Consider the following 12,510-nt stretch of genomic DNA (forward strand, 5'->3'; position numbering starts at 1 on the left):
TCAGGGTTTTCAAAGTAACCGCTGACCACCGGTCAAGTATCGCGGAATGTTCCGAATTCGGTTTGACCATGGCTCGGGCAGAGCGTTCCGGGTCGTGTGGTCATGCCGTTTGTGCTGCTCTTGTTGGGGTAGCGGTGCTCTTTGTTACTGTGAATCAGGTTCTGGTGCGTCTCTGGACGCGTCATCATGACGGTTGCCGGGTGGTCGGTGATCAGGTGTTGGAATTTCCGACAACTGAGGACTGACATCGGAAGACCGACCCAGATGCGTCGTTCGACTGACTTGTCTGACCGGGATCGCTGGCGTGTAAACGCGGCGCCCCAACGGTCGGCGACGAGAGTTCAGAGGCGTGTGAACGATCTTGTTGGATCGGCGGTTTGTCTGGTGCGTGCGAGTGATTGGTGCGTGCGAGTGATTGGTGCGTGCGAGTGATTGGTGCGTGCGAGTGATTGGTGCGTGCGAGTGATTGGTGCGTGCGAGTGATTGGTGCGTGCGAGTGATGGGTAGACGGCCGAGCGAACGAGATCCTGTTATGTGCGGAGTGAAGATTTGCGGGACTGTCCCCGAACAGTCGAGGGTGGTACTGTCGAGGGTGGCTTTGTCGAGGGTTGCGGTTGTTCCTGACACCCGACGACCTGAAGATTGTCACCTAAAGACTGACACCAAAGACTGCCTCTGGGGATGGTTTCTGTGCATGGTGCGGCTTGGCGCTTCGGCGCCGGGTCCGCGATATCGAGTATAATAAGGGCATTCGGTGGATGCCTTGGCACCAGGAGGCGATGAAGGACGTGGCACGCTGCGAAAAGCCACGGGGAGCCGCGAGCAGGCGTTGATCCGTGGATGTCCGAATGGGGCAACCCACCCGAAAGGGTATCTTCACATGAATCCATAGTGTGAAGAGGCGAACCCGGGGAACTGAAACATCTCAGTACCCGGAGGAACAGACATCAACAGAGATTCCGCTAGTAGTGGCGAGCGAACGCGGAACAGGCCAGTGGTCTTCGCAAGATAAGCAGAACGGTCTGGAAAGTCCGGCCATAGCGGGTGATAGCCCCGTATGCGTAAAGTGGCGAAGATCCTTGAGTAGGGCGGGACACGTGAAATCCTGTCTGAACATGGGGGGACCACCCTCCAAGCCTAAATACTCCCTGGTGACCGATAGCGAACAAGTACCGTGAGGGAAAGGTGAAAAGCACCCCGAAAGGGGAGTGAAAGAGACCTGAAACCGGATGCCTACAAGCAGTCGGAGCGGCCTCGCGTGCGAGCGCGGCGTGTCGTGACGGCGTACCTTTTGTATAATGGGTCAGCGAGTTTCCGTTCGCGGCGAGCTTAAGCCGGTAGGCGAAGGCGCAGCGAAAGCGAGTCTGAACAGGGCGTTCAGTCGCGGGCGGAAGACCCGAAACCGAGTGATCTAGCCATGGCCAGGCTGAAGGTGCGGTAACACGCACTGGAGGGCCGAACCCACGCCTGTTGAAAAAGTCGGGGATGAGCTGTGGCTAGGGGTGAAAGGCCAATCAAACTCGGAAATAGCTGGTTCTCCGCGAAATCTATTGAGGTAGATCGTCATGTGTTTACTCCGGGGGGTAGAGCACTGGATGGGCTAGGGGGACCCAAAGTCTTACCAAACCTAACCAAACTCCGAATACCCGGACGTATAGCGTGGCAGACAGACGGCGGGTGCTAAGGTCCGTCGTCGAGAGGGAAACAGCCCAGACCACCAGCTAAGGTCCCCAAATCGTGGCTAAGTGGGAAAGGATGTGGGAATTCCAAAACAACCAGGAGGTTGGCTTAGAAGCAGCCATCCTTTAAAGAAAGCGTAATAGCTCACTGGTCTAATCAAGAAATCCTGCGCCGAAGATGTAACGGGGCTCAAGCCACGTACCGAAGCTGTGGGTGCATCGAAAGATGCGCGGTAGCGGAGCGTTCCGTAAGCCTGCGAAGTTCTGCCCGTGAGGGGGGATGGAGGTATCGGAAGTGCGAATGCTGACATGAGTAGCGACAAACAGAGTGAGAAACTCTGTCGCCGAAAGTCCAAGGGTTCCTGCGCAAGGTTAATCCGCGCAGGGTGAGCCGGCCCCTAAGGCGAGGGCGAAAGCCGTAGTCGATGGGAACGGGGTTAATACTCCCCGGCCTGCTGGAAGTGACGAATGATCGACGTTGTGCGGACTTATCGGATTGTCCGTGCAACCACATTGTTCCGGGAAATAGCTCCAGCGTATAGACCGTACCCGAAACCGACACAGGTGGACTGGTAGAGCATACCAAGGCGCTTGAGAGAACGATGCTGAAGGAACTAGGCAAATTGCTCGCGTAACTTCGGGATAAGCGAGACCCACACTTGGGCAACCAGGGGTGGGTGGCACAAAGCAGGGGGTAGCGACTGTTTAGTAAAAACACAGGGCTCTGCGAAGTCGAGAGACGACGTATAGGGTCTGACGCCTGCCCGGTGCCGGAAGGTTAAGAGGAGATGTGCAAGCATCGAATTGAAGCCCCGGTAAACGGCGGCCGTAACTATAACGGTCCTAAGGTAGCGAAATTCCTTGTCGGGTAAGTTCCGACCTGCACGAATGGCGTAACGACTTCCCCACTGTCTCCAGCATCGGCTCAGCGAAATTGAATTCCCCGTGAAGATGCGGGGTACCCGCGGTCAGACGGAAAGACCCTATGAACCTTTACTGCAGCTTTGCAGTGGCCTCAGAAGAGAGCTGTGTAGGATAGGTGGGAGGCTTTGAAGCCGGGGCGCTAGCCTCGGTGGAGCCAGCCTTGAAATACCACCCTGAGCTCTGCTGATGTCTAACCGCGACCGGTCAGCCCGGTCCGGGACCCTGCATGGTGGGCAGTTTGACTGGGGCGGTCGCCTCCCAAAATGTAACGGAGGCGCGCGATGGTGGGCTCAGGCCGGTCGGACATCGGCTGCTGAGTGCAATGGCACAAGCCCGCCTGACTGCGAGAGTGACAGCTCGAGCAGAGACGAAAGTCGGCCATAGTGATCCGGTGGTCCCGCGTGGAAGGGCCATCGCTCAACGGATAAAAGGTACTCTAGGGATAACAGGCTGATCTCCCCCAAGAGTCCACATCGACGGGGAGGTTTGGCACCTCGATGTCGGCTCATCACATCCTGGGGCTGGAGCAGGTCCCAAGGGTTCGGCTGTTCGCCGATTAAAGTGGTACGTGAGCTGGGTTTAGAACGTCGTGAGACAGTTCGGTCCCTATCTGCCGTGGGTGAAGGAGACTTGAGAGGATTTGTCCCTAGTACGAGAGGACCGGGATGAACAGACCTCTGGTGCACCGGTTGTCACGCCAGTGGCACCGCCGGGTAGCTATGTCTGGACAAGATAACCGCTGAAAGCATCTAAGCGGGAAACTTACCTCAAAACCAGGTCTCCCAGGGGGCAACCCCGAGAGGGCCGTGATAGACCATCACGTCGATAGGCCAGATGTATACGGGCGGCAACGTCCTCAGCTAACTGGTCCTAATCGCCCAAAGACTCGATAGCAGCGGTCAGTGGTCAGCCGCCCGTGGTCAGCAATGGCCGCCGACGATCCGACGCGACACACCATGCATGGAAATCATCCCCAGGGAATGATCCCAGTGGAAATGATCCCAGTGGAACTTATCCGCAGGGAAAATATCCGCAGGGAAAATATCCCCGGACAGACCTCGCCTGAGACCGCCCGGCGGGCGAAACCGGCGGGCGGCGGCGAGCACACCGCACGACACACACCCAGAACCGATCCGTCCCGCCAGCCTGATACCCTGACCACTGAACAGGGCTGGACTGGACGACCTGGTGGCCATGGCGGGGAGCCTACACCCGATCCCATCCCGAACTCGGCCGTGAAAGTCCCCAGCGCCCATGGTACTGTGTCTCAAGGCACGGGAGAGTAGGTCGCCGCCAGGTCTTCCAATCTAGCCCAATACCCAACACTTGAGACACCAGGCGTAGGTAGCAAGGCCATCGGACCCAGGCCACCAGGACCTAGCTAGCTAAGACCCAGCCAACCTCAGAGACGGCGGCACGCCCGTATCGCCCGTCCGAGACAACACACCTCTTCTACCGCGGGGTGGAGCAGCCCGGTAGCTCGTCAGGCTCATAACCTGAAGGTCACAGGTTCAAATCCTGTCCCCGCAACCAGATTGTCCAACAATACCAACGCCGTCAGCCTCACCGCTGACGGCTTTTTGATTCAAAATACCGTAGGGCCTGTCGTCAATTGAGCCAAATCGCGCTGGCGGCGAGATAGACGGCGGCGAGGAAGTTGCGGGCGGTCTTGTCGTAGCGCGTGGCGATAGCGCGGAACTGTTTGAGTTTGGCGAAGAAATTCTCGATCAGATGGCGCGCCTTGTAGAGGTCGCGGTCGAACGGGCGAGTCGCGCGTCGGTTGGCCCGTGGCGGGATCACCGTGCTCTTGCCGGCTTCGGCCAGCGGCTCGATGACCCGGGTATCGGCATCGAATGCCTTATCGGCGATCAGAGTATGGGCGGCCATATCCGGCAACAGATGGTCAGCTCCGACCAAATCGTGGACCTCGCCGCCGGTCAAATGGAAGCCAACTGGATTGCCAAGCGCATCGACCAGGGTGTGGATCTTGGTGCTCAGTCCACCCCGCGAGCGGCCGATCGCTTGGTCCGCGCCGGCTTTTTTTTAGCCCCGGCGCTATGCTGATGAGCCCGCACGATGGTGCTGTCGATCATCGCGTATTGGTTGTCGGCATCGCCGGCGAGAGGCTCGAAAACCCGCAGCAAAACGCCGGACTTTGCCCAACGACTGAAGCGTCGGTGGACGTTTTTCCAGTCACCATAGCGTTCCGGAAGGTCGCGCCAGGGAATCCCGGCGCGGTATCGGTAGAGCATCGCCTCGATGAACAAACGGTTGTCCGCGGCGTTCGCTCCCACCGTCCCCGGCTGTCCCGGCAACAGGGTCTTGATCCGGTCCCACTGGTCATCACGCAAGCCATAGCGGCGCATCGGTCAGCCTTTCGATCAAGCTGACCGCCTACGAATCGAAGAATGCGCCGCGCCGGAATCTCCTAGTTTGCCTGGACAACCGATTTACGCTTAGCTGTTGCACGCTGGACTCAACACGCCAGTCCTTAATTGACGGCAGACCCTAGTGCGTATGCGTCCGGTCAGCCGCGCCTGTTGGCGAATGACGAGTTCTGGCAGGGCAACACCTTAAGATTAGCTTTAAGGTGTGTTCAAGGTCATGGCGGACGGAGCTGTTGAGATCATCACGGGGCGTGAGCGTCGGCGTCGGTGGAGCGTCGAGGACAAGCTGAAGATTGTTGGCGAGACCCTGGAGCCCGGCGCGTCGGTCAACCAGATTGCGGCTCGGCACGATGTCTATCCGGGCCTGCTGTTCACTTGGCGTGGAGTGCGCCCCTGCGGGTGGACAGAATCAAGCCAGCATTTTGACCGTCTGGCGGGTGTGTTGATCCTCAAACTGGGCCGGGCTGAGATAGCCAAGCGCTGAATGCAGTCGTTTGGTGTTGTAGACCTCGTCGATGAAGCGTGGAAGACCGGCGGTAACATCCTCGAAGGTTTCATAGGCTGCCAAGTAAACCGCCTCGACCTTCAAGGTTTTCATGAAGCTCTCGGCTTTGGCATTATCATAGGGATTGCCGCGTCGGCTCATCGAACCTTTTAGGCCGTACTCGGCAATCAAAGTGCGATAGGCGTCCGACGCGTATTGCGCCCCCCGATCGGAATGGTGAACACAATCCTTGGGCGGCTGACGCAGGCGGATGGCGGCCTTGAAGGCGGCGATCGCAATCCGGGCATCCATCGATCGGCTGATGGCGTAGCCGATCACTTTGCGCGACCAGGCGTCCAGGATGGCGGCGAGATAGACGAAGCCACCCGGGATCGCCACATAGGTCAGGTCCGCGATCCAGAGCTGATTGGAGCGCTCGACCACCAGGCCCTTGGTCAGGTTCTTGAAGATCGGGCTGGCATGGTTGCTGTCGGTGGTGACGACATGCCGTCGGCGGCGCTTCGGTTGCAGATCATGCTCGCGCATCAGGCGGCGGATCTTCTTGCTATTCACCACCATACCCTGGTGGCGGAGGGCCGCACTCACCCGTCGGTACCCGTAGCACTCAAATTCGTCACAGATCTTGCTGATCCGTTGGACGAGATCGTCCTGAGACGCCGCGATGGGCGGTGCGTCGTAGAACGTCGAGCGCGCCAGCCCCATCAGTTCGCACCCCCGGCGGGCGGTGATGCCACGGGGCCGGTGACGACGGAGGTATTCGCGCTTTTCGGCCGGGGTGCCTGCTTGAGAGCCCCCTTTAGCATCTCGATCTCCAGCGCCTGGCGACCGACCATCCGCTCCAGAGCTGCGATCTTGGCTTCGTATTCCTGAAGCAGGTCAGCCGCCTGGACATCATCATCCAACGCCCCGGCTTCAAACTTGCCAACCCAGATCCGGATCAGCTGGCGCGAGATGTCGTGGCGCTTGGACAGCGCATGCAGCGCCTCCCCGGCGATGAATTCCTCGGCTACCTGCCGCTTGAACGCCGCACTATGGGAACGATGCTTGGTCATGGCTTCTAGTCTCCAGAAGCCCGATCAGGGGGGTCAAATCTACGAACTCAAACTGTCCACCCGCAGGGGCGCACTCCAGTCATCGACCGGCAGGCTTCGCAGCCAATCGAGAACGGGTTCTTTGCCACGGTTTGTCGGCGGCCGGATTGCCAGTGCGTAGATGAACGAACCGATCGGCGAATCCGGTCCCCCCGTCGACATCGCTCAGAACCTCGGTGATCCGCGCCCGAGGCAGCATTCCGTTCAACCGAAGAGCCAGATCACGCGCGGCCTCGGGGATGGCGGGTGGGTTTGCCGTCCTCGATTTCGACGCCCGCGGGGCATCTCGCCTTGGGAAACCGGGCCTTAGCCATTTCCACTGAATGGGAGGCTGCTTCCCAAACTTGACCGCTGCCTGGCCGGCCCGGGACGACCGAAATGTCGTCGTGAGGGCGGTCGGTGCCGCAAAATTCAAGGGATCGAGTGATGACTGTCCGCTTCAACACTGTCGACGTCGATGGCCTGAAGGTGTTCTACCGTTCCGCCGGCGACCCGAACGCTCCGGTCGTGCTGCTGCTACACGGCTTCCCCAGCGCCAGCCACATGTTTCGCGACCTCATTCCGGAGCTGGCCGGCAAGTACCATGTCCTCGCCCCGGACCTGCCCGGCTTCGGCATGACCGAGCAGCCCGCCCGCAACGCCTTCGCCTACACCTTCGAGAACATCACCAAGGTGGTCGGCCGCTTCACCGATGTGCTCGGCCTGAAGCGGTTCGCCATCTACGTTTTCGACTACGGCGCCCCGGTCGGCTTCCGTCTGGCGCTGGCCCATCCTGACCGCATCACCGCGATCGTCTCTCAGAACGGCAACACCTACCTGGAAGGCGTGTCCGAGGCCTTCGCTCCGGTCCAGGCCTACTGGAACGAGCCGACCCAGGCCAACCGCGACGCCTTGCGCGACTTCCTGGCCCCGCAGACCACCCTCTTCCAATACACCCACGGCGTGAGCGACCCGGCGCTGGTGTCGCCCGACGGCCGCAACCTCGACGACTTCTACCTGGCGCGCCCCGGCAATGACGAAATCCAGCTGGACCTCCTCGGCGACTACAAGACCAACGTCGCCCTCTACGGCGACATCCAGGCCTATCTGCGCGACAAGCGGCCGCCGGTGCTCGCCATCTGGGGCAAGAACGACCCCTTCTTCATCCCGCCGGGCGCCGAAGCCTTCAAGCGAGACGTCCCGGACGCGGAGGTCCGCTTCGTCGACAGCGGTCACTTCGCCCTGGAGACCCACGCCGGCGAAATCGGCGCGGCCATGCGCGACTTCCTCGCCAAGCACCTCGGCTGACCGCCGCCGGGCGCCTCTCGCGGCGCCCGGCTCCCCTGACCTCCGAGGCCGCCGAAGGCGGACCCCCCTGACGGAGACTGCCCATGACCGCCACCCCGACGGACATCGTCCGCGACTTCTACGGCAAGCTCGCCGGCGGCGACGCCCCCGGCGCCCTGGGCCTGATGGCCCCGGACATCGAGTGGATCACCATGTGGCATTACAAGGTCGAAGGCCGCGGCCCCGGCCCTGTCGCCGAGGGCCTGTTCAAGCCCTTGACGGCAGAGTGGACCAGCTTCTCGCTCGTGCCCATAGAGTTCATCACCGAAGGTGAAACCGTGGTGTCGCTCGGCGATTTCAAAGGCGTCCACGGTGCCACCGGCAAGACCTCCCAGGCGCGCTATGCCCATGTCTGGACGGTGAAGGACGGGAAGATCGCCCGCTTCCGGCAGTACATCGACACCTTGGCGGTCGCGGAAGCTCGGCGTCCGTGATCTGCCGCCGGCCGGGCCACTCCGCCGGTGTCCGGCCGGCGCCCCTCATCCGACAACTTGCCTGAGAACCACGCCATGAGCCGCCCGCCGCTGCCCCCGTTCACCGAAGAGACCGCGATCCAGAAGGTGCGGGCCGCCGAGGACGCCTGGAATACGCGCGATCCGGCGCGGGTGGTCCTGGCATACGCTCCCGACAGCCGTTGGCGGAACCGGGCCGAGTTTCCGAATGGCCGCGAGGAAATCCAGGCCTTCCTCACCCGCAAGTGGACCCGGGAGCTGGACTACCGCCTGATCAAGGAACTCTGGACCTTCGCCGGGGACCGCATCGCGGTGCGGTTCGCCTACGAATACCGCGACGACAGCGGCCAATGGTTCCGCGCCTACGGCAACGAGAACTGGCGCTTCGACGCCGACGGTCTGATGGCCGCTCGCTTCGCCAGCATCAACGAACACCCCATAGCAGAGGCCGAGCGGCATTTCCGCTGGCCCCTGGGTCGCCGCCCCGACGACCACCCGGGCCTCAGCGACCTCGGCCTCTGACGCCAAGCCCGCCGGTGCACCGGCGATTACCACCCGCAGCCGAAAGGTACCCTGCCATGACCAAGTTGCTCTTCATCCAAGCCTCCCCTCGCGGCGAACAATCCAAGTCGATCCAGGTCGCTCAAACCTACCTCGACGCCCTCAAGGCGACGAACCCCGCGCTGGAGGTCGATGTGCTCCCGCTCTGGCAGACCGAACTGCCGGCGTTCGACGGCGACAAGGCCGCCGCCAAGGTCAACGTGATACTCGGCCAAGAACAGAACGCCGTGCAGAAGACTGCCTGGGAACAGGTCGTGGGGATCGCCTCCCGCTTCATCAGCGCGGACCGCTACCTGTTCGCGGTGCCGATGTGGAACGGCACGGTCCCATACCGGCTCAAGCACTACATCGACATCGTCCACCAGCCGGGTCTTCTGTTTGGCCTGAAGCCTGAGACCGGCTATTTCGGCCTGTTGGAGAACAAGCACGCCACACTGGTGCTAACCGCCGGCGCCTATGCCGACAGCTTCCCGTCGCCGGCCTTCGGGGTCGACCACCAGTCCACCTACCTCAAGGCTTGGCTCAACCAGGCCGGCGTCACCGCCATCGACGACCTGCGGTTCCAGCCCACGCTCCTGACGGCTGACCCGCAAGGCGCCCTTGAGCAGGCCAAACAGGCCGCGGTTGACCTCGCCAAGGCGCACGCGCGCATCTGAGGCCAGTAGAAGGAGTAAGGCCATGAACTCTGGAAAGCTTGAAGCCGCGATCCCCGGCACGGCCGCGCTCGCGGGCTCCGCGGCGGCGGCAAGTCCCATCCCTTCGACCACTGCCACAACCACCTATCACCACACTCAGGTCGACGGGGTCGGGGTGTTCTATCGGGAGGCGGGCCCCAAGGATGCGCCCACCATCGTGCTGCTGCACGGCTTCCCGTCTTCGTCGCGAGCATTCGATACGCTGATCCCGCTGCTGGCAACGCGCTATCACCTGATCGCGCCGGATTTACCGGGCTTCGGCCGGAGCGATGCGCCGCCGCCGTCGTCCTACGTCTACACCTTCGACCACTTGGCGCAGACCACGGATCATCTCCTCGAGGCGCTGAAGATCGAGCGGTATAGTCTCTATATCCACGACTACGGCGCGCCGGTCGGAATGCGGCTGATCCTGGCCCACCCCGAGCGCCTGCAGGTGCTGATCACCCAGAACGGCAATGTCTACCAAGCCGGCCTGGGCGCGAAGTGGAGCAAGATCGCCCAGTATTGGGCCGACCCAGCCGCGCACCCGGAGGTGATCGACGCCTTCCTGTCGCCGGAGGCGACCGAGCAGCGCCATACCTTGGGGACCTCGCACCCGGAGCGCTACAATCCCGACACTTGGACGGACGAGATCATGCATCTGTCCAAGCCCGGCCAGCGCGAGATCCAGGCGGCGCTGCTCTACGACTACCAGACCAATGTCGCCGCCTACCCCGCCTGGCAGGCATGGCTCCGACAGCATCGGCCGCCAACCCTGGCGGCATGGGGCGCCAACGACCCGTCCTTCATCGCGGCGGGCGCGACGGCCTTCCGAGCCGACCTGCCGGATGCGGAGATCCACCTGCTGGACGCCGGCCATTTCCCCCTCGATGAAAAGAACGACGAGACCGCCGCGCTGATCCTGACCTTCATGGCCAAGCACCCGCCCTCGGGCGCACCGGCCGAGCGATAGGGCCGCGACCGATGAGCTCGAACTTGAGAGGCATGGACCAAGCGGCGTTGGACACCGCCTACAACAATCGTAAGGCCGAGCCGGACCGTGCGGCCCTGATGGACCGCTACCGCTCGGAAAACTTGACGCTGCACGAGGCGGGCCCGGTCGAACGCGGCAATCAATACGACTCTGGCGCGCAGCTTCAACGTCGTCACGGCCGAGTTCACCCTGGCCCCCGAGGCGTCGGTCCCGCAGATCGCAGCTGGGATCCAAGCTCTGCTCGACCACCTCGCGCATAGTCCTGACAGCGTCGGGTACGGCGGCCGGCCGGTCTGCCTCTGCGACCACTCCGCCGGCGGACATCTGGCCGCATCCAACCGCAACCACCTATCGGTCTCGCTAAAAATGACGGTCAGTCGCCTGTTCGACCTGGAGCCCATCGCCCTCTCGTGCGTGAACGCCAATGGTTTCGTGCATACGGCAAAGAGGATCGGCAGTTCAATGCTGAAGGGCTCATGTCGTTGCGCCTCGCGTGCTGCTTTCGGGCCAATATCTACTTCGATGGTGAGGCGCCGTGGTCCGAACTGAATTGGGTGAGCAAGGTGTTTCTTTCAAGCAACGTTCTGCTCGGGATCGTACGGCACATCCGGCGCTGTCCGGCCACAAGCGTCGATCTCGAGCGAGGCGTGCGCGACCTCAACGTCCCACGGAGCATCCTCGACTTCCGTGGCCATGGTGATTGCGGGATCTATGCGGAAATCCTCAGCTCTGGCCGTCTTCGGCCCAGCGCCAAGCTTTCCTTGCTGGATGATCGGCAAGAAATGCCCGACGTGTTCGTCTCATCTGAAGCTGGGTACGACCTTCTCAACTCAAAAGGGACATCTCAGTGAACCGCCTATCGAAATACGTTCTTGCCACAGCCCTTTTTATAGGCACGGCACAAGCCGCGCCTCTGCCTTCGACCAATGCCTCAACGACCTATCATCGCGTGCAGGTCGACGGTGTCGGGATTTTCTACCGGGAAGCCGGTCCTGAGAACGCTCCAGCCATTGTGCTCTTGCATGGCTTCCCGTCGTCTTCGCGCGAGTTTGACACGCTCATTCCCTTGCTCGCGACAAAATACCATCTGATCGCTCCGGACTATCCCGGCTTCGGTCTGAGCGACGCGCCGTCGCCGACGAAATATACTTACACCTTCGATCATCTTGCCCGAACGATGGGTGACCTTCTCGAGAAGCTGAAGGTCACGAACTATACGTTGTACCTTCACGACTACGGCGCGCCGATCGGATTCCGTATCATTCTAGCACACCCCGATCAACTGCATGCGCTTATCATTCAAAACGGCAACATTTATAAAGCAGGCCTCGGAGCCCAATGGACCAAGATCGCGGGATTCTGGGCCGATCCGAAAGCTCATCCCGAGGTGCTCAACTCATTTCTTTCGTTCGATGCAACCAGGGATCGCCATATCGCCGGCACATCCCATCCGGACCACTACGATCCGGATAGTTGGATCGACGAGTATGCCGATCTGTCGCGGCCCGGTCAGCGCGAAATCCAAGGGGACCTGCTCTACGACTACCGGACCAACGTCGCGTCCTACCCGAAATGGCAGGCATGGCTCCGCGACCGTCAGCCCCCGACCCTTGTGGTCTGGGGCGAGCACGACCCTTCCTTCGTCGCGCCGGGTGCCGAAGCCTTCAAGCGGGATCTTCCGAATGCGGAAATCCACGTGCTCGACGCTGGGCACTTCGCACTGAACGAAAAGACGGACGAGATTGCGGACCTGATCCTCCGGTTCATGGCCAAGCATCCCGGATGAGGTCCGGAGCCGCGAGCATCGAATACGGTGTCGCGTCAGCGGCAGCGTCGAAACCGGGAACGCAATGCTGCCAGCACGCTCAGGGACCGAAAGGCTTGTCTACGGTCCAGCAGCTTCAATCCGGCGGGGGA

11 protein-coding genes, 1 tRNA gene and 2 rRNA genes are annotated in these 12,510 nt (G+C 61.5%); 11 read left to right on the forward strand and 3 right to left on the reverse strand.

What is annotated here, in order from left to right:
• The first annotated feature begins 730 nt into the window (after positions 1–730).
• The 3 genes from ACQY4Y_RS20605 to ACQY4Y_RS20615 all read left to right on the forward strand — a co-directional run bounded on the left by ACQY4Y_RS20605 (position 731) and on the right by ACQY4Y_RS20615 (position 4,136).
• Positions 731–3,497, forward strand: a 23S ribosomal RNA gene (locus tag ACQY4Y_RS20605).
• Positions 3,498–3,787: 290 nt separating this feature from the next.
• A 5S ribosomal RNA gene (gene rrf, locus ACQY4Y_RS20610) occupies positions 3,788–3,902 on the forward strand.
• Positions 3,903–4,059: 157 nt separating this feature from the next.
• Positions 4,060–4,136, forward strand: a tRNA-Met gene (locus ACQY4Y_RS20615).
• 75 nt (positions 4,137–4,211) lie between these two features.
• Here ACQY4Y_RS20615 and ACQY4Y_RS20620 read toward each other — a convergent pair.
• A protein-coding gene (locus ACQY4Y_RS20620; protein WP_428492458.1) for an IS5 family transposase occupies positions 4,212–4,969 on the reverse strand; the annotation gives its coding sequence in 2 pieces (ribosomal slippage) (positions 4,212–4,639 and positions 4,639–4,969; 759 coding nt in all).
• 238 nt (positions 4,970–5,207) lie between these two features.
• Here ACQY4Y_RS20620 and ACQY4Y_RS20625 point away from each other — a divergent pair.
• Positions 5,208–5,474: a transposase gene (locus ACQY4Y_RS20625; RefSeq protein WP_428493685.1), complete on the forward strand. Its 267-nt coding sequence runs from the start codon at positions 5,208–5,210 to the stop codon at positions 5,472–5,474.
• Here the strand turns inward: ACQY4Y_RS20625 and ACQY4Y_RS20630 are convergent.
• On the reverse strand, positions 5,400–6,224 hold the full coding sequence (locus ACQY4Y_RS20630) for an IS3 family transposase (RefSeq protein WP_428490752.1): 825 nt from the start codon (positions 6,222–6,224) through the stop codon (positions 5,400–5,402). The genes ACQY4Y_RS20625 and ACQY4Y_RS20630 overlap by 75 nt on opposite strands.
• Positions 6,197–6,547: a transposase gene (locus ACQY4Y_RS20635; protein WP_428489847.1), complete on the reverse strand. Its 351-nt coding sequence runs from the start codon at positions 6,545–6,547 to the stop codon at positions 6,197–6,199. Before ACQY4Y_RS20635 ends, ACQY4Y_RS20630 begins: the two co-directional genes overlap by 28 nt.
• Before the next feature lie 465 nt (positions 6,548–7,012).
• Here ACQY4Y_RS20635 and ACQY4Y_RS20640 point away from each other — a divergent pair, with 465 nt between their 5' ends.
• From ACQY4Y_RS20640 to ACQY4Y_RS20670, 7 genes are all read left to right on the forward strand, one after another.
• On the forward strand, positions 7,013–7,873 hold the full coding sequence (locus ACQY4Y_RS20640; protein WP_428492459.1) for an alpha/beta fold hydrolase: 861 nt from the start codon (positions 7,013–7,015) through the stop codon (positions 7,871–7,873).
• Positions 7,874–7,956: 83 nt separating this feature from the next.
• Complete coding sequence (locus ACQY4Y_RS20645) at positions 7,957–8,346, forward strand: nuclear transport factor 2 family protein (protein ID WP_428492460.1); 390 nt, start codon at positions 7,957–7,959, stop codon at positions 8,344–8,346.
• Positions 8,347–8,421: 75 nt separating this feature from the next.
• Positions 8,422–8,886 (forward strand): DUF1348 family protein, encoded by a 465-nt coding sequence (locus ACQY4Y_RS20650; RefSeq protein ID WP_428492461.1) that lies wholly within the window; start codon positions 8,422–8,424, stop codon positions 8,884–8,886.
• A gap of 56 nt (positions 8,887–8,942) precedes the next feature.
• Complete coding sequence (locus ACQY4Y_RS20655; protein WP_428492462.1) at positions 8,943–9,581, forward strand: FMN-dependent NADH-azoreductase; 639 nt, start codon at positions 8,943–8,945, stop codon at positions 9,579–9,581.
• A gap of 22 nt (positions 9,582–9,603) precedes the next feature.
• Positions 9,604–10,572 (forward strand): alpha/beta fold hydrolase, encoded by a 969-nt coding sequence (locus ACQY4Y_RS20660; protein ID WP_428492463.1) that lies wholly within the window; start codon positions 9,604–9,606, stop codon positions 10,570–10,572.
• A gap of 431 nt (positions 10,573–11,003) precedes the next feature.
• Positions 11,004–11,444, forward strand: a complete 441-nt coding sequence (locus ACQY4Y_RS20665) for a DUF1348 family protein (protein ID WP_428492464.1) — start codon at positions 11,004–11,006, stop codon at positions 11,442–11,444.
• Positions 11,441–12,379 (forward strand): alpha/beta fold hydrolase, encoded by a 939-nt coding sequence (locus tag ACQY4Y_RS20670; protein ID WP_428492465.1) that lies wholly within the window; start codon positions 11,441–11,443, stop codon positions 12,377–12,379. The genes ACQY4Y_RS20665 and ACQY4Y_RS20670 overlap by 4 nt, the downstream gene beginning before the upstream one ends.
• The last annotated feature ends 131 nt before the right edge of the window (positions 12,380–12,510 follow it).

This window comes from Rhodopila sp. (genome assembly GCF_965277165.1).
Taxonomy (GTDB): Bacteria; Pseudomonadota; Alphaproteobacteria; order Acetobacterales; family Acetobacteraceae; genus Rhodopila.

What these genes read in the sequence shown, in the direction of transcription:
- ACQY4Y_RS20640 (WP_428492459.1), top strand. Translation starts at nt 7,013, where the DNA reads ATGACTGTCCGCTTCAACACTGTCGACGTCGATGGCCTGAAGGTGTTC.
- ACQY4Y_RS20625 (WP_428493685.1), top strand. Translation starts at nt 5,208, where the DNA reads ATGGCGGACGGAGCTGTTGAGATCATCACGGGGCGTGAGCGTCGGCGT.
- ACQY4Y_RS20655 (WP_428492462.1), top strand. Translation starts at nt 8,943, where the DNA reads ATGACCAAGTTGCTCTTCATCCAAGCCTCCCCTCGCGGCGAACAATCC.
- ACQY4Y_RS20645 (WP_428492460.1), top strand. Translation starts at nt 7,957, where the DNA reads ATGACCGCCACCCCGACGGACATCGTCCGCGACTTCTACGGCAAGCTC.
- ACQY4Y_RS20650 (WP_428492461.1), top strand. Translation starts at nt 8,422, where the DNA reads ATGAGCCGCCCGCCGCTGCCCCCGTTCACCGAAGAGACCGCGATCCAG.
- ACQY4Y_RS20660 (WP_428492463.1), top strand. Translation starts at nt 9,604, where the DNA reads ATGAACTCTGGAAAGCTTGAAGCCGCGATCCCCGGCACGGCCGCGCTC.
- ACQY4Y_RS20635 (WP_428489847.1), bottom strand. Translation starts at nt 6,547, where the DNA reads ATGACCAAGCATCGTTCCCATAGTGCGGCGTTCAAGCGGCAGGTAGCC.